General features: G+C 44.4%; 25 protein-coding genes. 5 read left to right on the top strand and 20 right to left on the bottom strand.

What is annotated here, in order from left to right:
* Positions 1-12: 12 nt before the first annotated feature.
* From ACMXYX_RS10835 to ccoN, 14 genes are all read right to left on the bottom strand, one after another.
* Positions 13-504, bottom strand: coding sequence for a hypothetical protein (locus tag ACMXYX_RS10835; protein WP_415905991.1), 492 nt, complete (start codon positions 502-504; stop codon positions 13-15).
* 93 nt (positions 505-597) lie between these two features.
* Positions 598-1,512, bottom strand: coding sequence for a recombination-associated protein RdgC (rdgC, locus tag ACMXYX_RS10830; RefSeq protein WP_415905990.1), 915 nt, complete (start codon positions 1,510-1,512; stop codon positions 598-600).
* Between the two features lie 184 nt (positions 1,513-1,696).
* Complete coding sequence (locus ACMXYX_RS10825; RefSeq protein WP_415905989.1) at positions 1,697-2,239, bottom strand: adenine phosphoribosyltransferase; 543 nt, start codon at positions 2,237-2,239, stop codon at positions 1,697-1,699.
* A gap of 163 nt (positions 2,240-2,402) precedes the next feature.
* The gene (fnr, locus tag ACMXYX_RS10820) at positions 2,403-3,200 is read right to left on the bottom strand and encodes a fumarate/nitrate reduction transcriptional regulator Fnr (RefSeq protein WP_415905988.1); all 798 of its coding nucleotides are present in this window, start codon (positions 3,198-3,200) and stop codon (positions 2,403-2,405) included.
* Between the two features lie 71 nt (positions 3,201-3,271).
* Positions 3,272-4,660: an oxygen-independent coproporphyrinogen III oxidase gene (gene hemN / locus ACMXYX_RS10815; RefSeq protein WP_415905987.1), complete on the bottom strand. Its 1,389-nt coding sequence runs from the start codon at positions 4,658-4,660 to the stop codon at positions 3,272-3,274.
* 45 nt (positions 4,661-4,705) lie between these two features.
* Complete coding sequence (locus ACMXYX_RS10810; RefSeq protein ID WP_415905986.1) at positions 4,706-5,371, bottom strand: sulfite exporter TauE/SafE family protein; 666 nt, start codon at positions 5,369-5,371, stop codon at positions 4,706-4,708.
* Entirely contained in the window at positions 5,364-5,558 is a 195-nt protein-coding gene (gene ccoS / locus ACMXYX_RS10805) for a cbb3-type cytochrome oxidase assembly protein CcoS (RefSeq protein ID WP_415884061.1), read from the bottom strand. Before ccoS ends, ACMXYX_RS10810 begins: the two co-directional genes overlap by 8 nt.
* Before the next feature lie 32 nt (positions 5,559-5,590).
* Complete coding sequence (locus tag ACMXYX_RS10800) at positions 5,591-8,107, bottom strand: heavy metal translocating P-type ATPase (RefSeq protein ID WP_415905985.1); 2,517 nt, start codon at positions 8,105-8,107, stop codon at positions 5,591-5,593.
* Positions 8,104-8,628: a FixH family protein gene (locus ACMXYX_RS10795; RefSeq protein ID WP_415905984.1), complete on the bottom strand. Its 525-nt coding sequence runs from the start codon at positions 8,626-8,628 to the stop codon at positions 8,104-8,106. The genes ACMXYX_RS10800 and ACMXYX_RS10795 overlap by 4 nt, the downstream gene beginning before the upstream one ends.
* Before the next feature lie 126 nt (positions 8,629-8,754).
* The gene (gene ccoG / locus ACMXYX_RS10790; protein WP_415906826.1) at positions 8,755-10,176 is read right to left on the bottom strand and encodes a cytochrome c oxidase accessory protein CcoG; all 1,422 of its coding nucleotides are present in this window, start codon (positions 10,174-10,176) and stop codon (positions 8,755-8,757) included.
* Between the two features lie 152 nt (positions 10,177-10,328).
* On the bottom strand, positions 10,329-11,222 hold the full coding sequence (ccoP, locus tag ACMXYX_RS10785) for a cytochrome-c oxidase, cbb3-type subunit III (RefSeq protein WP_415884064.1): 894 nt from the start codon (positions 11,220-11,222) through the stop codon (positions 10,329-10,331).
* A complete protein-coding gene (locus tag ACMXYX_RS10780; RefSeq protein ID WP_415896480.1) occupies positions 11,219-11,416 on the bottom strand; it encodes a cbb3-type cytochrome oxidase subunit 3 in 198 nt (65 codons plus the stop codon). The genes ccoP and ACMXYX_RS10780 overlap by 4 nt, the downstream gene beginning before the upstream one ends.
* 6 nt (positions 11,417-11,422) lie before the next feature.
* Positions 11,423-12,040 carry a cytochrome-c oxidase, cbb3-type subunit II gene (gene ccoO, locus ACMXYX_RS10775; RefSeq protein WP_415884648.1) on the bottom strand — a complete coding sequence of 206 codons (618 nt, stop codon included), beginning with the start codon at positions 12,038-12,040 and terminating at the stop codon, positions 11,423-11,425.
* A gap of 23 nt (positions 12,041-12,063) precedes the next feature.
* A complete protein-coding gene (gene ccoN / locus ACMXYX_RS10770; RefSeq protein ID WP_415884066.1) occupies positions 12,064-13,494 on the bottom strand; it encodes a cytochrome-c oxidase, cbb3-type subunit I in 1,431 nt (476 codons plus the stop codon).
* A gap of 370 nt (positions 13,495-13,864) precedes the next feature.
* On the opposite strand from ccoN, the gene ACMXYX_RS10765 reads away from it, so the two are divergent.
* Together ACMXYX_RS10765 and rlmM are read left to right on the top strand one after the other, a co-directional pair.
* Positions 13,865-14,467 (top strand): alpha/beta family hydrolase, encoded by a 603-nt coding sequence (locus ACMXYX_RS10765; RefSeq protein ID WP_415884067.1) that lies wholly within the window; start codon positions 13,865-13,867, stop codon positions 14,465-14,467.
* Positions 14,464-15,531, top strand: a complete 1,068-nt coding sequence (gene rlmM, locus ACMXYX_RS10760; protein ID WP_415884068.1) for a 23S rRNA (cytidine(2498)-2'-O)-methyltransferase RlmM — start codon at positions 14,464-14,466, stop codon at positions 15,529-15,531. The genes ACMXYX_RS10765 and rlmM overlap by 4 nt, the downstream gene beginning before the upstream one ends.
* Positions 15,532-15,562: 31 nt before the next feature.
* On the opposite strand, the gene ACMXYX_RS10755 is transcribed toward rlmM, so the two are convergent.
* The gene (locus tag ACMXYX_RS10755) at positions 15,563-15,844 is read right to left on the bottom strand and encodes an antibiotic biosynthesis monooxygenase family protein (protein WP_415884070.1); all 282 of its coding nucleotides are present in this window, start codon (positions 15,842-15,844) and stop codon (positions 15,563-15,565) included.
* A 150-nt stretch (positions 15,845-15,994) separates the two neighbouring features.
* On the opposite strand from ACMXYX_RS10755, the gene tusA reads away from it, so the two are divergent.
* Entirely contained in the window at positions 15,995-16,234 is a 240-nt protein-coding gene (tusA, locus tag ACMXYX_RS10750; RefSeq protein ID WP_415884071.1) for a sulfurtransferase TusA, read from the top strand.
* Positions 16,234-16,779 (top strand): ProQ/FINO family protein, encoded by a 546-nt coding sequence (locus tag ACMXYX_RS10745; protein ID WP_415884072.1) that lies wholly within the window; start codon positions 16,234-16,236, stop codon positions 16,777-16,779. Before tusA ends, ACMXYX_RS10745 begins: the two co-directional genes overlap by 1 nt.
* A gap of 73 nt (positions 16,780-16,852) precedes the next feature.
* On the opposite strand, the gene ACMXYX_RS10740 is transcribed toward ACMXYX_RS10745, so the two are convergent.
* From ACMXYX_RS10740 to ACMXYX_RS10725, 4 genes are all read right to left on the bottom strand, one after another.
* Complete coding sequence (locus ACMXYX_RS10740) at positions 16,853-18,808, bottom strand: EAL domain-containing protein (protein ID WP_415896479.1); 1,956 nt, start codon at positions 18,806-18,808, stop codon at positions 16,853-16,855.
* 24 nt (positions 18,809-18,832) lie between these two features.
* Positions 18,833-19,474: a transglutaminase-like cysteine peptidase gene (locus ACMXYX_RS10735; protein ID WP_415884074.1), complete on the bottom strand. Its 642-nt coding sequence runs from the start codon at positions 19,472-19,474 to the stop codon at positions 18,833-18,835.
* An 88-nt stretch (positions 19,475-19,562) separates the two neighbouring features.
* Complete coding sequence (locus ACMXYX_RS10730) at positions 19,563-20,645, bottom strand: DUF3080 family protein (protein ID WP_415896478.1); 1,083 nt, start codon at positions 20,643-20,645, stop codon at positions 19,563-19,565.
* Positions 20,646-20,652: 7 nt separating this feature from the next.
* The gene (locus ACMXYX_RS10725; protein WP_415884076.1) at positions 20,653-21,933 is read right to left on the bottom strand and encodes an MATE family efflux transporter; all 1,281 of its coding nucleotides are present in this window, start codon (positions 21,931-21,933) and stop codon (positions 20,653-20,655) included.
* A 517-nt stretch (positions 21,934-22,450) separates the two neighbouring features.
* On the opposite strand from ACMXYX_RS10725, the gene ACMXYX_RS10720 reads away from it, so the two are divergent.
* Complete coding sequence (locus ACMXYX_RS10720) at positions 22,451-22,654, top strand: cold-shock protein (RefSeq protein ID WP_415884078.1); 204 nt, start codon at positions 22,451-22,453, stop codon at positions 22,652-22,654.
* A gap of 89 nt (positions 22,655-22,743) precedes the next feature.
* Here ACMXYX_RS10720 and ACMXYX_RS10715 read toward each other — a convergent pair whose 3' ends face one another.
* Entirely contained in the window at positions 22,744-22,977 is a 234-nt protein-coding gene (locus ACMXYX_RS10715) for a Fe-S-cluster oxidoreductase (protein WP_415884079.1), read from the bottom strand.
* Positions 22,978-23,032 lie beyond the last annotated feature (55 nt).

Raw genomic sequence — 23,032 nt, 5'->3', positions numbered from 1 at the left:
ATTTATAGGGGCTTAATGATTAGTAGAGGTTTCGTTTGGTGTATTGAAGCAAAGCTCGCTGGAGTCTTGAGGAGTTTCTACTTCAGGCATCTTATCTAAATTATTGGCTCCATATATTGCAATAAGCAGGGGAGAAAAAATTACGAACATTAAGAGGCCTGCCATTAACTGCCCACTCATCCCTTTTCGAATAGGTGTCGGTTTAAATACTTTGTAGCCCTTAGGTGGGAATTGGGCTTGTATTAACCCTTTGATCGCCATGGGGAGCATTGTTACGGCTAGGATTAGGAAGATCGAAATAGGCATTCCAATCAGTAAAAGGTGCCAAAGATAATCAGCCCCGTTTAGGCCAAATAGACTGTAACAATGGGGTTGTTCTGCAAGGCGTGTGATAGATGGGAATAGCCAAAGCTCACCAGCGGCTATGAAAATTGCACCTAAACCCATAAATAGGGCAATGAGCTTTACCTTCTCGCGCTTTGTGTATTCCGGAGCGTAATCCATCTAGTCTGCCCATATTGGCTATGAAAGCTTAATTTATAACCTTACCATTAGTCGTGCAGAGTTATAAATTAAGCTTGGACAGTTAGCCGATAATTAAGGGCGTTTTGCTTCGCCGCCAAAGGCTTCGATTAGGGCGGGGAACAGCTTGTTGAATTCCAGCCCCATTTGAACCATATCTGCATCGAATTGAGCGATCTCATCTTCAGCTGCCTCGTCGGCCATTTTTTCCTGTAGCTGTTCACTCAGTTTAAGGCGTTTGATGGACAGATCTTCCTGCAGAGTAATCTTGAGCTGTTCATCCCATTCTAGAGCCAGTTTTACGACACGTTTGCCTGCTTCTAGATGAGCAACAAATTCTTCATCTTCCAGTTGTTGGCCTTTAATGCGAATGACGCCGCCTTCTAATACGTTATCACGTAACTCGCACTCATCTAGCACTTCAAAGCCTTGTGGAATACTGTCGTGTTGCTCTAACCAATGCGACATAATGGCAGATGGTGATTGGTTTACATCAGGTAGTGTGATTGGCAGACTGCCTAGCGTGCCACGAAGGTGGCTTAGTAGTTCTTCTGCGCGTTTATGGCTAGAGGCATCAACTGCAATCCAGCCTGCTGCTGGGTTGATCAGAGCAGTAGTCTGTTGGAATTTACTAAAAGCACGAGGTAGCAAGTCTAGAATAACTTCATCTTTAAGTTGGTCACGCTCTTTCTTATACACTTTACGCGCTTGTTCATGCTCGATCACTGACACTTTTTCACCAACCGCTTCTTTAATGACAGCGCCAGGAAGGATTTTTTCTTCTTTGCGCGCTGCGACCATAAACATGCCGTGTACAGTGTGGGCGTGAACATCGTCCAATAAATGGCAAGGTGATACCCAACCATAACGACTTAGCTCTTGGCTTTTGCACGGGTGGAAAGCGTGCTCGATTAGTTTTTCTTGTAGCTGCTCTTGAGTGTATTCGAACGCTTCGGTTAGGCGATAGAAAATTACATTTTTAAACCACATAGCAGCTCCAGAAAACGAAAAAATTGGCAGAGCATGGTAGGCAAGATTTGTACGCGATGGAAGAGAAAATCTTTATTTGGTGGAAATAAAAGAGAGGTGGAAACTTAGCCGGTGGAATACGATAGGTATAAAAACTGACGGCGGCGATTAGACTATGCCGCCGTCAGGCTTATTCGTCAGTTCCCTAGATACCTGCGTAAGCAAGTAGGGTGTGTACTGGTACACCTGCATCTTGGATTTTGCTAGAACCTTGAAGGTCTGGCAGGTCGATTAGCGCAGCTGCTTCGGATACTTCTGCACCAAGCTCTTTGATAAGGCTACACGCGGCTAAGATAGTGCCGCCTGTCGCAATTAGATCGTCAAATACTAAAACGCGATCGCCTTTGGTTACTGCATCTGTCTGCATCTCTACAGCAGCAGTACCGTATTCAAGCTGATATTCCTGATGGATAGTTTCACCTGGAAGTTTGCCTTTTTTACGTACGAGCACCAAAGGAATGTTCAGGTGGTAAGACATGATGGAGCTGATTAAGAAACCACGGGCATCAATACTCGCAATATGCGTGATGTCACTATCAATGTAGCGCTGAATAAATGCATCAGAGATCATACGGAGCGCTTTAGGATCTTTAAATAGTGGAGTGATATCGCGGAATTGAACGCCTGGCTCCGGCCAGTCCGGAATCGTACGAATAACGGATTTCACATAACATTCGTCATATGACATGAAGAACTCCTTAGAAACATCAGGTTTTGACGCAGCTCAATGTTTTATAGTGTGGCAAACGCTTTAATAAAGGCGTTGGGTTACACATTGAGATGGCTACTTAATTGTGCGACTAAATAAGCACCGGTTGCGTAAGCAATCGGTGCTTTTTTATGTGTAGGGGCTAACCGCAAGTACCTTTGCCACATTGAGCGGTAACAACAGGTTCCTCAGCTTCTTTAGCTGGGCATTCTCCAGATAGTTCATATAATTTATCAAGATCTTCAATATGAACTTCTTTACCTTCAACTTGTAATAGCTCGGACTTTTGGAAGCGGGTAAAAATTCGGCTCACAGTTTCTACAGCAAGGCCTAGATAGTTACCGATCTCGTTACGTGACATCGATAAACGGAAACTTGTTTCAGAATAACCGCGTGCTTTAAAACGCATGGATAACTTCACGAGGAATGTCGCAACACGTTCTTCTGCATTTTTCTTTGATAGAAGCAGCATCATCTGTTGCTCTTCACGGATCTCTTTACTCATCGTACGCAGCAGTTGGCGGCGTAATTCAGGTAATTGACCGGAAAGCTCGTCCAAACGCTCGAAAGGAATTTCACAAACCGTTGTTGTTTCGAGGATTTTTGCGGATACAGGGTATTCGTTGTTATCAAAACCACTCATACCAACCAGTTCACCTGGGAAGTAGAAGCCTGTGATCTGCTCTTCACCTTCGTTGGTGATGGTGTAAGTTTTTACTGTGCCGACGCGGATGGCATAAACACTAGCAAATTCATCGCCTTGGTGGAAAAGATGCTCGCCTTTTTTCAGTGGGCGGCTTTTCTCGATAATGTTGTCCAGGCGTTCCATCTCTGTCATATCCAGAGATACGGGCAGACACAAAGAGCTCAGACTACAAGTGTTGCAGCTTACCTGCTGCAGACTACGTAGTTTTCCGTCAGTTGCCTTGTTATCACTCATAGTGCGATCCTGTCGTGGTTATATCGAATGGCTACCCACTGATTATGTAATATTTCCGTAAATACGGAAAGTTAAATAATCTTCGAGAAACGCTGTGAACTCTGGTCTTTTGGTATATATGCGTCAAATGCCATACATATACGGCGAATTAATAGGCGACCCGCCGGAGAGACCACAATCTCTTTTTCATTCATGCTGATTAAGCCATCTTGAGTGAATGCTTCTAGTTCAGCTATAGAACTGGCGAAATATTCATCGAAATCAATATCAAATTTAGATTCAACCGCTGTTTTATCTAGTTCGAAGTGGCAGATGAGTTGTGTGATGACATGGCGACGAATGATGTCATCTTGCGTCAGACTCACACCGCGTTTAATCGCGTGCGAGTTACCATCGACTGCGGCACTGTAATAAGGCATATCATGCTCGTTCTGATAGTAAACAGAGCCGATTTGGCTAATCGATGAAACGCCCATAGCCACAAGGTCACATTCCGAATGAGTCGTATAGCCTTGGAAATTACGATGTAATTTACCTGTACGTTGAGCAATGGCTAGTTCATCATCCGGCTTAGCGAAGTGGTCCATACCGATATAAACATAACCTGCATCAAGCAGCTTGTTTATAGTGGATTCTAAAATCGCAAGCTTAGTTTCTGGGCTTGGTAGTGTCTCTTCCTGAATATGACGTTGCGGACGGAAACGATCTGGAAGGTGAGCGTAATTGAATACTGAAAGACGATCAGGATTCATCTCGATCACAGTATCTAGGGTTGCGTTAAAACCTTCGAGCGTTTGGTACGGAAGTCCATAGATCAAATCTAGGTTTAGAGATCGGAAACCTAGTCTGCGTGCTTCTTCCAGAATGGCAGCCGTTTGTTCTACTGATTGAACACGATTAACTGCTTCCTGAACTTTTGGATCGATATCCTGCAGACCTAGACTGATGCGGTTAAAGCCAATCTCACGAAGAACTTTGATTGTTTCTAGGCTTGCTTCACGAGGATCGATTTCGATGGAGTAATCACCGCTATCGTCATCAAGAAGGTTAAAGTTTTTACGCATTTCAGACATTAGCTCGACCATCTGCTCGTGGCTAATGAATGTTGGTGTGCCGCCACCCCAATGCAGCTGAGTGACTTTGCGATCGTTACTGTACCACTTGGAGAGCTGAGCCATCTCTTTGTAAAGCGTGTCTAGGTAAGGTTGAGCTTTTTTACGGTTACGTGTGATGACTTTATTACATGCGCAGTAGTAGCAAACATGCGCACAAAATGGGATGTGGACATACAGAGAAAGCGGATCATTGATGTCAGCAGAATTTTGTCCGGTTGCTACTAGATCACTAGGAGACAATTCTGGGTCAAACTGAACAGCGGTAGGGTAGGATGTATAACGAGGACCCGATAGGTCGTATCGTTTGATCAAGTCCAGATCCCATTTAATCAGATTGTTATCCACGTTTGTGTTCCTCTGTAATCAGTTTCTTGCGAAAAATGTATTCAGTTATTGTTGGAAAATTCCCAGCCAAGGGATGCTGTATAAGCCCATTCCAATAATGATTGTGCCCGAAATATGTTGGGTCAGGCGTTTCTGAAGAATTTGTTTAACTTGTTGGGCCAGTACACCGGTTAATAACATGGCGGGCAAAGTGCCTACGCCAAATGCCGCCATTAACTGTGCGCTGGTCAGCCAGTCGGACGCTGCTGAAGCCCAAATTAAAGTACTATAAACCAAACCGCATGGCAGCCAACCCCATAGTCCACCAAGCATGATTGCTTGTCCGATATTTCTAACCGGTAAAAGCTTACTCGCAGCGGGACTAATTTGTTTCCACAGCACGCCGCCTGCGCTTTCTAGGTGGGTTAAACCTTTCCACCACTGAGCAATGTAGAGGCCCATGAAAATCAGCATTACTCCGGCAAAGCTGCGAAGCACTAGTTGTAGTACAGGATCAGTTAACAACCAACTCAGGCTACCTAAAATAGCACCTGCAGTTGCATAGCTAATAATGCGCCCAGAGTTATAGCCGAGTAGAAGTAGGAAGCCTTGACCTCCCTTAGGGGAGTTGAGGGAGACGGTGGCAGCTATACCACCGCACATACCCAAACAATGCGTACCGCCAAGCAAACCTAATAAGAATGCTGTAGGTATGACAAGTGCTTCAGTCATTGCCTTTGTCAGTCGGTTTTACTTTTGCATCATCTGGAATCAGATCTTCGTCATCATCATAGAGAATGCTATGTGCAGGGCTGTCTAGATCGTCGTACTGGCCGTTGTTAACGTTCCAGAAGAAAGCCCAGATAGCAAAGCCAATTAACAAGATGGCAATGGGGATCAGCAGGAAAATTATATCCATTGAAACTACATAACCCTATTTTTCAAATGTGCTTATTCTACCTGATTTTGCATAACCGCGTCAGGCTTAGCCGACTGAGTACCCTGATCTCTGTCATGGGAACGTACAGAACCTCGGGTTAATTTGTTCAGGCGCATTGCATTACCGACTACGACCAATGAACTTGCTGACATACCGATCGCTGCCATATAAGGAGCGATGAAGCCAAAGGCAGCTAATGGTAAAGCGCTTAGGTTATAGCAAAGTGACCAGGCTAAGTTCTGCTTAATGATTCTTTGCGTCTTTCTCGCTAGCAAAATACCATCCGCCAGACGCAATAGGTCATGGCTGATAAGTACGCCATCAGCATTGGTTTTAGCAAGATCTGAAGCACCGCCCATAGCGATAGATGTCTGCGCTCCTGCAAGTACAGGGATGTCGTTGATACCATCACCCACCATGATTACATGAGCACCTTCTTCTTGAAGCTTATTAACATGAGCTAGCTTCTCAGCAGGAGATACGCCAGAGATAGCGGTATCTATGCCTAATTGACTGGCTACTTCCGCTACCGCTGAAGAGTTATCGCCCGTCAGCATCTGACAGTTAAGCCCCATCGAGTGAAGGGTCTCTATCGTCTGTTTCGCTTCACGGCGGATTTGGTCATTAAGGCGGAACCAAGCTAGCGCTTGAGTCTCATTACATAGAAGTAACCACTGCCCACTTGTTTCAGGTAGTGATGGCTGACTTTGCGTTAGTATCTCGCTAGCGTAATCAGGTTTACCAATTCGGTATCGCTGATTATCGATTACACCTTCAATGCCTTGACCTAGCGTCGCTTTGATCTCTGTGGCTACTAGATCACCGTGCTGATCATGGAACGCCTGTGCAATTGGATGTTCACTGTGCTTCTCTAGCGCAGCAGCAAACTTAGTACAGGCATCTTTATCATGATCTGCTAGAGGAACTACTTCCTGAAGACTTAGATTACCCTCGGTGAGCGTACCTGTTTTATCGAAAACAACATGAGTTGCGGTCGAAAGGCTTTCCAGAACATGGCCTCGGGTAATTAATAAACCGTTTTGGCGCAGAGTGCCTGTGGCAGCAGTGAGTGCTGTCGGAGTTGCCAATGATAGGGCACAAGGGCAAGTCACTACCAGTACCGATAGGGTGATCCAGAATGCATGAGCAGGCTCAACGAAATACCAACCTGTTGCTACAACGGTTGCGGTGACTAGTACCGCCGCTACAAAGTAGCTCGCAACTTTATCGGCAATCTGAGCAACTTTAGGTTTATCTTCTTGAGCGCGATCGAGCAGGCGAACAATAGCTGAGAGCTTGGTTTCGTCACCCACCTGAGTAATTCTAATCGTGATCGGGTTTTCGACGTTAATCGTGCCGCCAACAACCTTATCATCGATATCTTTACGAATAGGCAGATATTCACCGGTCAGTGCTGCTTCGTCAACAGAGCTACTGCCGGCAACAATAATGCCATCAGCAGGGATTGTATGGCCCGGTTTGACCAAAACAATATCGTCTAGCTTAAGTTCCTGAGCGGGTACTAATTGCTCTTCATTATCGACAAGTTTGATAGCACTAGCCGGTAGTAGGTTTAGGAGTGCGTTACCTGCTTTGCCTGTTCTATGTCGGGCCTGCATTTCAAGATAGCGGCCAATTAACAGGAAGAAGGTAAACATAGTAACGGAGTCATAATAGACTTCACCGCTATTCGTAATGGTTGCCCAGACACTGGCTAAATAAGCGCCCCCAATTGCGATGGAAACGGGGAAGTCCATGGTTAAGTGTCGAGTCTTCAGATCCCTTAGTGCCGCGATAAAGAAAGGGCGTGCAGAATAAAGGATTACAGGGGTCGCAATGACTAAGCTTGCCCAGCGAATGAAGCTGACATACTTATCTTCCATACCCTGTAAAGCACCGCCATAAAGCGCGATAGCAAACATCATGGTTTGCATCATGCCGATACCGGCAACACCTAAACGGCGAGTCGCACGTTTACGTTCTTGCTCTAAAAGCTGTTCTTCTTTATCAGGGTGATAAGGATGTGCTTGATAACCAATGCGGTAGATCTCAGCCATGATTGTGCTGAGTTTAGCTTGGGATTTGTCCCAAGTGATACGAGCGCGGTGGTTGGTCAGGTTGACCTTAGCTTTACTTACGCCCTCGATATTACTGATGTGGTGATCGAGTAACCACACGCAAGCTGCACAGGTAATCCCTTCGATAACCAGTGTCGCTTCGGAGCTAGATTCATCGACTTTGACGAAATTGCTTTGCACATTTTCGTCATCGTAAAGCTCAAGCTCAAGAAGCAGTGTTTCCGGAAGGTCTTTAGTGTTCAGCTCCGGTGAGTAGGCTGCTTCAGTACGATGTTTGTAATAATTGTCCAAGCCACTATCTACAATGGTTTGTGCGACTGCTTGGCAGCCTGGACAACACATATCTCTACTTTCACCGTTAATTACAGCGCTATAGTTACTACCCGGAGGGATAGTCAGGCCGCAGTGGTAACAGTCAGCAGATTTTACTGAGTTAAGATTGCTGCTCATTGTTCGTGGGCAGGTTTAAACTCAATTGTATTCTGATCGTAAGGTGGATGTGCCTCTGCACGTAGATTCCAGTTGCGGGCTTCATCCTTCAAGATCAGGTAACGTTTACCTTGCAGCAGACTTTTTAAACTACCTGTATAGGCTTCAGTACCAGGAACTTGCTTCAGGAGAATGTTCTGGTCGTATTGTTGGTGAGTCGGGTGAATGATACTGAGATTTAGGAACTCTGGAAGGTAGCCGCCTTTGCTCTTGAATTTCAGCATTAGATCGCCAGTTGTATTATCGAGATTTAACTGACCGCTAACGCCAAGGTCGATCGCTTCTTGAGACTGACTTTTATCTACAAAATGGCCTCGGGCTACTTTGTAGTAGTCATCTTTTACCAAACCATCATGTGTAACGATGGATAGGTAAAGGTAAAAAGTTCCGTAAAAAACTACGGCAATAATCGGTGATAAAATAAACCAAAGCCAAGGTTGTTTGTACCATGGGCCGGGGATGTTGTTGTCGCTGTCACTCATGTATCAATACCCAAAAAAAAACTGTCGTATCCAAAACTGGAACACCCAGTTTCAGACCGACAGCTATTCTACCTTATTTCTAAAAGAAGGGGCCCAGAATTTATTCTAATCGACCCTTCTTTTGACCTAGCGCTTAGGTGCAGGGCCAATAAAGCGGTTTTCCTCTTCTATAGCGATGTCGGAATTGTCCGTTGCCATCACTTTGAAGGTGATATTGTTATTGGCTTTGCTTAGGTATTTTTTCTTAATGTTCAATCTAATTGGTAGATCGATCAGCTCACCAGCTTTAATAGTGACTTCTGACTTGCCAATATATTCCAGGCCTTCAAGACCTGTGACTGAAATAGTGTAGCTATGGTCAACTTGCTCTTTATTAGCAAGTTTCAGGGTATATACGTTCTCGATGACGCCTGAAGTGACTTCGTTATATAGCTGTCCACGGTCTCGTAATATATCAACTTCGAGCGGAATTCGGCTGTAGACTGTGTAGGCAAAAACAACGCACATCGCACATAGGACTACAAAGTAACCGATTAGTTTAGGGCGCATAATATGCGTTTTATTGCCTTCTAGCTGATGTTCAGTTGTGTAGCGTACAAGGCCTTTTTCGTAACCGACACGTTCCATAATATCGTCGCAGGCATCTACACAAGCTCCACAAGCGACACACTCATACTGCAGGCCATCGCGGATATCGATTCCCACCGGGCAAACATATACACAGTTGTAGCAATCAATACAGTCGCCTAAGCCTTCGGCTTTATAGTCAGAGCCTTTTTTACGTTTTCCTCGGCTTTCACCGCGTTTTTCATCGTAAGAAATAATCAGTGTGTCTTGGTCGAACATAACTGATTGGAAACGAGCGTAAGGGCACATGTAGATACATACCTGCTCACGTAACCAGCCAGCGTTGCCATAAGTGGCTACGGCAAGGAAGCCTAACCACCACATCTCCCAAGGGCCTAGTTCAAAACTAAAGATGCTTGGGATAAGCTCGCGAATCGGAGTGAAGTAACCAACAAACGCGATAGCGGAAATAATAGAGAAAGCGACCCATAGGAAGTGTTTTGCGCTTTTTCTAAGTAATTTTTCTTTGCTCCAGCCTTTAGATTTATCCAGCTTCATTCGCTTGTTGCGATCACCTTCGGTGAAGTTCTCTATCCAGATATAGATCCAAGTCCAAACGAATTGTGGGCAAGCGTAACCACACCATAATCGACCGGCAAACACGGTAAAGAAGAACAGGGCAAAGGCAAGAATAATCAATAGCCAAGACAGTAACATAAAGTCTTGTGGCCAGAAGGTGCTACCAAATACATGGAATTGTCGGTTGGGTAGGTCAAAAAGAACGGCCTGTCTGCCATCCCATGTGATCCATGAGAAGCCAAAGAACATCAATAGCATGATAAAGCTAGAGGCTTGGCGTAAGGTTTTAAAGATACCTTTGTAATTCTTTACATAAATATGCTCGCGTTTGGCATATAGGTCGTACTCTTGGGATTTTTTCTTGCTCTTGGGTGTGACATCTTGAACCGGGATCTGATTCATATCGTTGCTCACATACTCACCAGTGAAAGTTAAACTCATCAGAACTAATACGCTCACCATGTATTAGCAAAGTTGAATATTATAATAGATCCTCAAAAAAAAAGGCGACATGATCTACATCATATCGCCTTTATTTTAGTTCAACTATCTAATTACTTTTTAGATAGGCTGTAAACGTATGCAGTGATCAGGTGAATCTTCTCATCGCTTAGTAGGTCTTTATGAGCTGGCATTACACCATTACGACCAACACGGATAGAGTGAGCCACTTTTTCGAAGCTACCACCGTACAACCAGATGTCATCAGTTAGGTTAGGTGCACCTAGGATAGGTAGACCTTTACCGTCAGTACCGTGACAAGCAGTACATAGTGCTTGGAATTGACCTTTACCGCGAGCTGCGCCTTCAGCATCAGCTTCTGCACCGCTTAGAGATAGTACGTAGTTAGTTACGTCACGTACGCCTTCTTCGCCTAGTACAGCGCCCCAAGGTGGCATGCCGCCGTTACGACCGTTAGCAATAGATGTCTTGATAGTCTTCTCGTCACCACCGTACAACCAATCGTTGTCCGTTAGGTTAGGGAAGCCGTGTGCACCTGTTGCTGCTGTGCCGTGACATAGAGAGCAGTTGTTCGCAAACATACGCTGACCCATTTTTAGGCCTAGTGCGTTGTCTGGGTGCTGTAGCTCTTCTGCAGACATAGCTGCGTATTTAGCAAAGATTGGCTTGTACGTCTCTTCGGCGTGAGCCATTTCTTCTTCCCATTGGCCAGTAGAAGTCCAGTTCAATAGACCTGGGAAACTACCTAAACCTGGGTAAAGAATAAGATAAACAATGCCGAAAACAACGGTGCCCATAAACATCTGGAACCACCATTTTGGCAGAGGGTTATCGTATTCAGCAATGCCATCAAATTCATGGCCTAATGTTTCTTCAGTTGTATCTTGGTGCGGCTGACTTTTGCGAGTAGCAATCAATAGCCAAGCACAACCAAGAATTACAGCTAGGGTAATCACTGCTACCCATGCGCTCCAAAAAGCACTCATTTTTCAATTCTCCCGTCACTGGCCTCAGTATCGTCCGGTTTCATCTCGTCTGCCTCGTCAGGTTCGTTCAGAGGCATGTTGGCTGCATCGTCGTACTTGTCTTTATTCTTTGGGTTAAGCACCCAAACAAATAGCGCCAAGAACGTAATCAGCATGATTACCGGTATATAAGGGCCATAAACTTCGTAACTCACGCGTTACTACCGCTTGTTAGTGTATTCAGAATGCATTTTACCCAGTGCTTGTAGGTAAGCTACAACAGCATCGATCTCGTATTTGCCCTGAACTTCTTTCTGGGCATTAGCGATCTGCTCGTCAGTGAAAGGAACACCAACAGCGCGTTGTGCTTCAAGCTTCTTAGCAGTGTCTGCACCGGTTAGTTTGTTTTCAAACAACCATGGGTAAGAAGGCATCTTAGACTCAGGTACAACGTCACGAGGGTTGTACAAGTGAGCGCGGTGCCAATCATCAGAGTAACGACCACCTACACGAGCTAGGTCTGGACCTGTACGCTTAGAACCCCATAGGAATGGGTGTTCCCAAACGTGCTCATTCGCAGTTGAGAAGTGACCGTAGCGTTCCGTTTCAGCACGGAATGGACGGATCATCTGACTGTGACAAGTGTTACAACCTTCACGGATGTAGATGTCACGGCCTTCAAACTCAAGCGGAGTGTAAGTACGTAGGCCTTCAATTGGCTTAGTAGTAGAAGTTTGGAAGAACAGAGGAACGATCTCTGCTAGGCCACCACCGCTGATTACGATGATGATAAGCAGAATCATCAGGCCAATGTTCTTTTCTATCGTTTCGTGTTTGATCATTTCTATCTGCTCCTATGACCTTAAGCTGCCTGTGCAGAAGCTTGAGCTTCTGGTGCAGTGCTGCCTTTACGAACAGTCTGCCAAGTGTTGTAGGCCATCAGAATCATACCAGTCAGGAAGAACATACCGCCCAACCAACGAACAAAGTAACCAGGGTGAGAAGCTTCTAGTGCTTCTACGAAGCTGTAAGTCAAAGTACCGTCAGCGTTAACTGCGCGCCACATTAGACCCTGTAGGATACCGTTAACCCACATCGCGCAGATGTATAGAACCGTACCTACTGTCGCTAGCCAGAAGTGAGTGTTGATAAGACCAACGCTGTACATCTGAGCTTTACCGAATAGGCGAGGGATCATGTGGTAAACCGCACCGATAGAGATCATTGCAACCCAACCCAATGCACCAGCGTGTACGTGACCAACAGTCCAGTCAGTGTAGTGAGACAGTGCGTTTACTGTCTTAATAGACATCATTGGACCTTCGAACGTAGACATACCGTAGAAGGAAAGAGATACAACAAGGAAACGAAGAACTGGATCCGTGCGAAGCTTATGCCAAGCACCAGATAGAGTCATCATACCGTTGATCATACCACCCCAAGATGGAGCTAGAAGGATCAGAGACATAACCATCGCTACAGACTGAGTCCAGTCAGGAAGCGCTGTGTAGTGAAGGTGGTGACCACCAGCCCAGATGTATGTCGCAATCAACGCCCAGAAGTGAACGATAGATAGACGGTAAGAATAGATTGGACGTTCAGCTTGTTTTGGTACGAAGTAGTACATCATACCTAGGAAGCCAGCTGTCAGGAAGAAACCTACAGCGTTATGACCGTACCACCACTGGATCATCGCATCTACAGTACCGGAGTAGATGGAGTAAGACTTCCACATAGAAACAGGGATAGCCATGCTGTTAACGATGTGTAGAACAGCTACAGTGATGATGAATGCCATGTAGAACCAGTTACCTACGTAGATGTGAGATGTCTTACGCATCTTCACAGTACCTAGGAATACAATAGCGTATGCAACCCACACGATAGTGATTAGCAGGTCGATTGGCCATTCTAGCTCAGCATATTCTTTGGAAGAAGTTAGACCTAGCGGCAGAGTAATTGCTGCTGCAAGGATAACTGCTTGCCAGCCCCAGAATGTAAACGCTGCAAGGCCATCAGAGATCAGGCGGCGTTGGCTGGTGCGTTGAACTACATAGTAAGACGTTGCAAACAGGGCACAGCCGCCGAATGCAAAGATAACTGCGTTAGTGTGCAGTGGACGTAGACGACCGTAAGTCAGCCACGCTGTATCAAAGTTTAGTGCTGGCCAAACCAACTGTGCAGCAATTAGGACACCGACGGTCATACCGACGATACCCCAAATTACTGTCATGATGGCGAACTGGCGCACCACTTTATAATTGTAGGTGGGGTGTTCAGTTGCTGTGCTCATGTCAGGCTCTCATCAACAAGCTATTTATGGAAATTTTGAGTTTCGCAGGCAATTATCTTGGAATAGGGCCTTATTTTCAATGTGTTTAGGTCATTCAATGAGGCATTTTGTCGCAGTTGCGAAATTTCTACCTAGGTATTGTTTGCTTGATACTTTTAGGTTGGGGTGTTTTTTAACTTAATGAAATATAAGGAATATTTTTTATAGTCTGTAATCCTTTGTTTTAAAAAGAGATATAATTTTGGCGTTTTTTGTCGTAAAAAACGTCGCATTTTGTGCTGCACAGTAAGGCTTTTCTCAGCGTTTGTTGATTCAAGTCAACTTTGAAACAGCGGTAAAACTCATTTTTTGACTGATTAAGGGGCTGTTTATGTTAATTGATGGTGATTTGAAAGCGGGGAAAGTGCTATTTGCACATGGTGCGGGTGCGCCAATGGACAGTGAGTTTATGGAACAGATGGCGGAGCGCTTAGCTAAACTTGGGTTGCAGGTTGTTCGTTTTGAATTTCCATATATGCAGACCATCAGAGAAACTGGCAAGCGACGTCCCCCAGATAGAATGCCTAACTTGCTGGATTACTTTACACAAATGATTGAAGAGCAAGTAGTGGATGGTAAGCCCCTGTATTTGGCGGGAAAATCTATGGGTGGTCGTGCTGCTTCAATGCTACTTAATCATCCAGCTGTAAGTGCCGGATTTGTATTCGGTTATCCTTTTCATCCGCGTGGAAAGCCAGAATCGTTGCGCGTTGATCATTTAAAGGATCTATCGAAGCCTTTGTATATTTTTCAAGGCGAAAGAGATCCAATGGGTTCACTTCCTGAAGTTACAGAGTACAATTTGCCGGCATCTGTCCATGTGCATTGGTTTGAGGATGGTGATCATGACATCAAGCCACGTAAGGCTTCAGGTTTTACGCAAATTCAGCATATGGACCATATCGCTCAGATTATCGGGAAACAGCTAAGTTGACATATTTTAATCGATTAGTCCTACAGTGCCGCTCAGGCTTCGAGAAAGAGGTCGCAGGGGAGATTACTGATCAGTGCTCTACTATCGGCCTATACGGATACTGCACCTTAGAGTCTGGTCAGGGTTATGTTGAGTTCCATTTGCAAACTCCAGGTGATGCAGAGAGGGCTATTGCTGAAATTGATTTTAATAGTTTGATTTTTGTAAGGCAGTGGATGGTTTGTGGCGATTGCCAGCAACTAGAACGGGACGACCGCATTTCGCAGTTACAACAGATTCTTAATGATTTTCCTGATTGTACTGATCTTTGGGCAGAATACCCTGATACTACAGATGGTCGCGAGTTGGCTACCTTTTCGAAGAAGTTCAGCTCGGCTTTGGCGCAAAAACTACGTAAAAGTGGACGTTTGAAGAAAAAAGCGAATAGTAAAGGTAATCGTTTGTTGCTGTTCGTTTTGTCTGGCAGTGAAATGTTTGTGGGTTATGCGCCTGTGAACAACTCTGCGCCTTGGTCGCTAGGTGTACCCCGTCTTAAGTTCCCCAAACAAGCGCCAAGTCGTTCAACGTTGAAATTGGAAGAGGCGTGGCATTGGTTTATTCCGCGTGACGATTGGGATCAACGAATCCCTCATGGTTCTACAGCAGTCGATCTAGGTGCGGCGCCGGGTGGGTGGACCTGGCAGTTGGTTCAACGCAGTATGTTTGTTACTGCAGTAGACAACGGACCCATGCAAGATCAGTTGATGGAATCTGGGCAAGTGACCCATATTCAAGAAGATGCTTATAAATTTATACCTGCGCAGCCTGTCAATATGATGGTGTGTGATGTTGTAGATAAACCGATTAAAACGGCCGGGATGGCGGCTGATTGGGTGATCAATGGTTGGTGCGATGAGGCTATCTTCAATCTGAAACTGCCAATGAAGCAGCGCTATCAAGAGGTTGTATCTTGTTTAAATCTAATCGCTGAAAGGTTTATGCAGGAAGGCTTAGCGTATGAGTTATCGGCTAAACACCTTTACCATGATCGAGAGGAGATAACCTGCCACCTTAGAGTGCTATAAAAATACAGCGATAAGATGGCAGTTTCAGATATTAGTGTTCAAAAACGGTGACTTTTTCCTCGGTTTCTAGCATTGGGTTAAGAGTCGCCATCATATCTTGGCGCTCTGAGGATTGTGCCCAGCGTTGCCAATCTTGAAGAGTTCTGTAGGTTGCAATAACCATCCTGTGGTTTGGATCACTGGCATTTTTAAGAGCTTCGCCAGAAATGAAGCCGTGTGCTTGCATCGCTAATTGTAGCGTTTCACGGGCAGCTTTTTCATAGTGCTCGCCTAAGTCATCGGCAATATGTCGTTCGATAAGTACTCGAATCATATGATCTCTCCATCTAAAACTACGTTCCACACATATAGAATGGATTATTTTTATTTTAAAAGCGACTTTAGTTGCTTAATTACTGATTAAATGACTTTTGCTGTCATGGGTAATTTGAGACAATATGCATCTTTCTGCAAGAGATAAAACATGACGGACATCAAAGCCGACCATATTCTTGATGCAAAGGGCCTATACTGCCCTGAGCCTGTTATGATGTTGCATAATCATGTTAGGGATATGCTGGCAGGGGAAGTGCTGCATATTTTGGCAACTGATCCTTCTACTCAGCGTGACATTCCTAAGTTCTGTACGTTTTTAGGGCATGAGTTGGTTGAGCAGTATGTAGAAGACGACCTTTACGGGTATTACATTCGTAAGGGTGAATGATGTCTGTGGATGTTGAGCAGATAAGTACTAAAACTAGGCAATTAATTGATCAATTGGAAAATATGCTAGATTCTGCGGAGGCGAATCTGACTCAGTCAAAGCAAGTTTTCCAATCAGAGGCTAATCAGGTGAATGACGTAGTAAACAAAACGCCAAAGGCGAAATCCAAAAACCGTGCTGCAAATATGGCTGCTCTGCAGCAGTTGATGGAAGCGTATCCGAAAACCTTTGATCGTAAAAACGTTAGGCCTCTAAAAATAGGCATTCAAGAAGATCTTGTTGCTGACGAAAAAGTCGCTAAAAACAAAATCAAACGTGCCCTTGCGAGTTATGTTCGTTCGCTGAACTACTACCGTTCCTTGCGTGAAGGCGCTGAGCGTATAGATATTAACGGTGAGCCTGCTGGTGTTGTGACTAAAGAAGAGTCAGATCACGCGAAAGGTAAGTTGAAAGAGATCAACAAAGTACGTCAAGAGAAGCGCAAAGAGCAAGAGCGTGAAGAGCGGATGAGCAAAAAGCTTGAGATGCTAGTTGGTCGGAAGTAAGTTCTACAGCAGATACAAAAAAACGGCGGTTATACCGCCGTTTTTTTATGCCTGTAAAGCTGCTACAAAACCCTTAAGCTTTGCTTAAGGGTTTTGGTGTGCCGTGAAGGTAACCTTGGCTACCATCCACATTCAGGCCTTCAAGGATCTGTAACTGACTTTCTCTCTCTACATGTTCTGCGTAGGCTTTGATCTCAAGGCTGTGAGCTACGCTGATTAGGCTGCTGACAAAGAAGCGGTCTTCATCGTTCTGATCGATATTACGAATTAGTGAACCATCAATCTTGATGTAATCAGGTTGTATTGAGTACAGGTAAGAGAAGCCGCTAGGGTGAATACCGAAATGGTCGACACCAAATTCAGCGCCAATGGATTTTAGAGCCTTTCGGAATTCTAGAATGCCTTCAATATTATTTAATACGCTCGTTTCATCTAGCTCGAATAGAACTTTAACGCTTGGGCTAATCGTTTTTAACTTATCAAGAAGCCATGTTCTAAAGTTTTCACTACTTACAGCTTCATGACTCAAGTTAATCGTTAGCGGGCAGGCTATCTTCTCGTGCTGCTCTAAGGCTAGTTCGATTACGGCTCTGTCCATCTCGGGCATTAAACCAAGCTCTTTTACAACACTGATAAATTCGCCGGCAGAAGCTGGCTGGTTATTTTGATTAAGAATACGTGCAAAGATCTCATCCTGAATCGGCATTGAACCAGGTTTTTTACTAAATACGCTTTGAATTTGTAAAAAGATTTGGCGCTGATTAATCGCATTAGCAACATGTTGTTTCCAGTCGGATTGCTGCGGCTGAGCGGCGATTTTTTCTGAAGTGTTGAATTGTTTCCATAATACTTTGGATTTTTCGGCTTCATTACTTGCTATGCGAGCTTCAGATAGAAGCTGGCTACTGTTACTTTCATCGTTACATTCGCAGCTACCGATACTAATTATTGAGCCTTCGATATCTTGGCCCATTAGCTGTGCAAGGTGTTTGCGGCTTTCCTGATCAAGTTGTTCCAGTTTAAGTTTCAGCTGGTCGGTATCGATTGTATTAACTAGCAGTATGAAGTCAGCGCCGGTCACACGACCAAGTACGCTCTGATCTGATCCACGTGCAAAATCTTCTAAGTGGCTAGCTAGGTGTTTCAGCAAGTTGTTGGTCTTATCCATACCTATCTGCTGGTTGGTCTCTTGCAGATTGCATAGGTGGATATTGAATAGAGTGCCTCTACCAAAATCTTTACGGTAATCAAGGCGTTCGGCTAGTTGTGCTTCAGTTGCGCGTTGATTAGATAAGCCAGTTAAGCTGTCTTGATAGGCGTTTCGACGTAGCTCTTCAATATTGCGAGCTTGCTCTTCGAACATTACCTGCACTTGCTTAACCATACGGTTCATTGCTTGTACTACACGCTTTAGTTCACGTGTGCCCGGTAACTTTTCTTGCTCTAGATAGCGTTTTTCAGACAGAGCGATAGCTTGCTGCTCAACTGTGTGTAATGGTTTTAGTAGGTATCTAATCAGTGAGCTGATAGCCAATAGGCATATGAGGGATAAAGATATAAACAGTATGATGCTATCTTGCGCACCTTTCCATAGTTTCTCGTAAGCGTAGCCTGCGCTACTTTGTACGTAGATTCTCCCTACTTGTTGCCATTGGTGAGCGACTTCCCTAAACATTGATGGCGGAGTTATTTGCACCATTGACCTAAACCACTCAGGTACTTCTTCGCTAATGGTTTCCGGCGCCTTTTTCTCAAACAGAACCTCTTCATCCCCATTAGTCACAATAATACGCTGGTAGAAGCCACTGTCGAAAATTGCATTAACGGCTGTTTCGATAGTCGCACTGTCGTTTTCAGCCATATAAGGGGCAAGGTAAAGGCCTAAATGGGTAGCAGAATCTTGCGCGTGTGACTCCAGTTGATCCTGGAGAACAGAGCGCGAGCTTTCTGACATTATGTAAAGGGTGCCAGAAACCAAACCTATAAGTACCGCAAAAATCGCGGCGATAAGTTGGTTAACCAGTGACATAATAGATACTCCTCATCATTAAACCTACCTTAGGTTAATGTCATTGTTTTCAATACGAGATTGTAGTTTTACCCAAGGCTTTAATCTGTCTGATGTTCCTACTAACGTAGTTCTACGGCCCATTTTTGAGAGCCATAGTTTATCACCATTAAAGCTATAAACGTGTAACAGGTCTGTACGCTTGGAAGCAGGCAAAATTTCACCGTTAATATTGTCCAGAACTAGAGGGGTTGCACGTGGCTTGGGGTAGTACGTTAATACCATGTGGGCTTGGTTGTACTCCAAGGCTTTAACGTAGGCTAAATTCATTTTTTCTACAGGTACACCCAGCTCTTTGAGTGTGTAGTATTTCGCTATGCTGAAATCTTCGCAGTCACCGCCGTTGGTGATCAGAAATTCTACGGGTGTGGCCCAGTAATCTTTCTTTTTCCAGTGCTTGATGTCATCGATAAATCGCACTTGGTTAAAAAAGTCGTTTACACGTTCTAGCTTGTGACTTTCGCTCTCATTGGCCAATTCAGTTAATAGGTTCTGCCAAGTTTCGAGTCGACGTTTTGCTTTTGCACCGTATTTATTTCCCAACTTTTCAATATCAGCTTTGCTCAGGCGCACGCTTTCAGCATCCACTTGGGTAAGTAGAAGGGCTGAAGCAAACAGTAACAACACAAAAAATGCTGTATTGAATGATAGGCCATTACTGTGCTGTTTTGATTTAAAGGCTGGGTTCAATGTCCAATCCGTAGCTCAAAAGCGGTTAGTCTTTCTGTGTCGGCATCATGCCGCAATTTTTTAAGGTTTTTTGCCAAGCTTCAGTATGTTTGTCCCTAGCGCGTTGGTAACTCAACCAAATGCCATGAGGTGCTGTTTTGGACAGTATAGTGGTTGAATAAGTTTCCATTGATTGTGGAATGCTTACCGAAAGTGCTGTGTAATTTTGCAGTAATTGCTGATTAAGGTCGAGCCACTTGGAGGCATATCGGTCAATTTGCGCTAAATAAGGTAAAACTTCACCGATATAGAACTTATAGAAAACGTTTTCTAGAATACGTGCCGTTTTATTTGGGCTTTGGTTTCTACATAGAGGGGTGTTAGGCGAATTTCGTTGCTCTAATAAACTTGCAGCTTGATCAAGGTGGTAAGTAAGGAGTTCAAGTGAGCTGATAATTGCTGGGCCAGATCTATTGCTGTGTAAGATTTTAAAGGCTTGGTTTAAGTGATCTTTATTAGGTTTTGTCCTTCCTAATTGATCAAGGTTATGCTTGGTTAAATTTACAAGGGTTTGTAAGGCTTCAATGCTCTGTTGAGTGCTGCTGTTATCAACTAGAGGTAGAGCTGTTTGCGAACGGCTGAAATTGGCTTCCATTTCTGGTGCGGTAAATACCCCATTCCATAATTCGGCAGGCAAATTATCACGTTTAACCCGATGGATGTCGTTTACTCTTTTTAGCAGTTCAGTATCAATCGCGCTGTCGTTGCGCAAAGATTCTCGGCACTGAGTCAGTAAATGATAGAAATTAAGCTCATATAGTAATTTTGTTGATGGCTTGGCTACCTTGCCAAGAGAGCTATTCCGCTCTGCGATTAGGGGCAGCAGATCACAACGTTTTAGTTTCAGAACGTCTAGCAGGCCTTCACGGATCTCTGTGGTTTTAAGGATTCGTTCGCGTTTAAGTGGGAATTGCACTCTTGTCTTGGGGAGGTATGGCTGAGGTTGATTTAGATCGAGAGTGTTACTCAGACGGTAAAGGTAATTCTCTAAGACTAGTTCAGGCGTATCTCGGCTACATCCGCCAACGGATATTAGTACGATGATAAGAATTGAGAACCGTTTTAGCATAACTAGGTTAATGATGTTGGGCTTGGCTGAGCACTTGGTTGCTTTTCCAGTGTAATCGAGTAATTAACAGTATAGCGCCAATGGTTAAGCCAATAAGTAAACCAATCCAGAACCCTTTAGGACCCATCGCTTCAGTAATCAACTCGGTTTTACCTAAGATATAACCAGAAGGAAGACCAATGAGCCAATAGGCGATAAACACTAGCATAAGTGGAACAACGGTATCTTTATAGCCTCTAAGGGCGCCTGAACATGTTATCTGGATGGCATCTGAGAACTGGAAAAGGGCTGCAATAATGATCAATGTACTGGCGATCTCAATAATCTGAACTTCTTGGGTATAAAGCTCGGCAATTGGCGTTGCAAATATTGCCATCAGTGAAGAGCTGAAGATTGCCAAGGTTAAAGTGATAATCAAACCTGTAACAGCACTGAATTTTGCTGCTTCAGGTTTTTGGGCTCCGAGTTGATGACCAACGCGTATGGTGAGTGCCAGGGATATACTTAAAGGCAGCATAAAGATCAGGCCGGTAAAGCTGATCGTGATCTGGTGAGAGGCGATCATTACCTCACCAAGATCTGCCAAAAGCAGAGCAATTACCGAAAACATGCTGACTTCAATTAAAAGGGCGATGCCGATGGGCAGTCCGAGCTTTAAAAAGTTTTTAAGTGCTGATGGTTCAGGTAGAGACCAACCAGAAAAAGGTTTGATCGTTACAAAGGTGGGTGACTTAGCTAGATAGATAAACGCGCTAAAGAACATAATCCACATAACAATCGCTGTTGCCCAGCCGCAACCTACGCCTCCTAGTTCTGGAAAACCAAACTCGCCATAGATAAGTGCATAGTTAAGTGGGATGTTACATAACAGTCCAAGGATGGAAATTTTCATCGCGGGCTGCGTTTTACCAAAACCTTCAATATAGCTGCGGATAAGTTGATAAAGCAGAAGGGCAGGGAATCCCCAGCTTATAGCAGCCATGTATTGAGTGGTTAATTTAGCTAGCTCCTCCTCTACGCCCATGAAGGCAAGAACTGGATCGCAGTTATGCAGGGCAAAGATCGCAAGTAAGCTTAAAATCGCGACTATGATCACGCCCTGATGCAGTGTCTCCGAGCTAGCATTTTCTTTATTGGCACCTACAAGATGCGCAACCATGGGTGTGGTGGCCATTAAGATGCCTTGGCTAGCAATAAAGATGGGTAGCCAGATACTTGACCCTAATGCTACTGCGGCTAAATCTGTTGCGCTGTAACGTCCGGCCATCAGGGTATCGACAAAACCCATAGAGGTTTGCGCTACTTGAGCGATCGCTATAGGGAAGCCAAGGGTAAGGATTATTTTGATTTCTTGTAGACGTTTCAGGGGATGATCCTTAGATACAACTGAAAAAGGCGGAATGAAGTTTTACAACTCTTCTTTAACTTGTGCTGGTTTTAAGTATACCGCGATGAAATACAGATGGATTAAATCTTATAGTAAAAATTAAGCGTTTAATCATGCTAACAAGTTGTGTACAAGGCGGAAATGACAGCCCGGCACTTACCGATTAGTCGAGTCTTAGACTATTGTAGAGTCTGTTTTGGTCAAAAAAACATCAAAAAACACACAAATGGAATTGAATTAACACAAAGCAGCGCTATGATCAGATGATCGGAAAAGACATGGCTGCTTTAACGTTGCGGCAAGGAAACTCTTAGCCTAACTCTTTCAATGCTGTCTGTTTTTTCTATTTAACAGCTTTAAGCAGGAAATCTTTCGTTGCTTCGGCTGATTTTAATTATCCAAAATAGGGTTTTGAAAGATGGCAACAACTGGAACAGTTAAGTGGTTTAACGACGAAAAAGGCTTTGGTTTTATTGAGCAGGAAGGTGGTCCGGACGTATTTGCACATTTCAGTGCAATTCAGGGCGAAGGCTTCAAAAGCTTAGCTGAAGGCCAAAAAGTAGAGTTTACTGTGACTCAAGGTCAAAAAGGCCCACAAGCTGAAAACATCGTTAAAGTTTAAGCTGTTGCTACGGGGTTAAAGTCCCGTCCTGCACATGATAGAAAGGCAAGCCTAGGGCTTGCTTTTTTATTGCCTAAAAGCTGTATCGTTTAATGAGTGCTACTTTCCAGAAGGGTTAGGATCTGCAGCGCTTCTTCTCTGTTTTGACCACAAAATTCTTCTTCAGGTGCAAAGTTAGCACAAGCTTTTGGTCTTTGATCTGTACCAAAGATTTCGCATCGATTTTGCTGATCTAAATGCTTGCAACGTTCGCCCGCAGGTTTGTTTAGGCTGGTGATGCTCGGTGCAATACAGCAGGCACCGCAGTTTTCTCGACATTGCATAGTAACGACAGGAAAAGTTAAAAGGTTATTGTAGCGAAAAGGGTAGGGAAATAAA

The sequence above is a fragment of the Neptuniibacter sp. QD72_48 genome, assembly GCF_047778065.1.
GTDB lineage: Bacteria > Pseudomonadota > Gammaproteobacteria > Pseudomonadales > Balneatricaceae > Neptuniibacter.
This window is presented reverse-complemented; position numbering and strand designations above follow the sequence as displayed.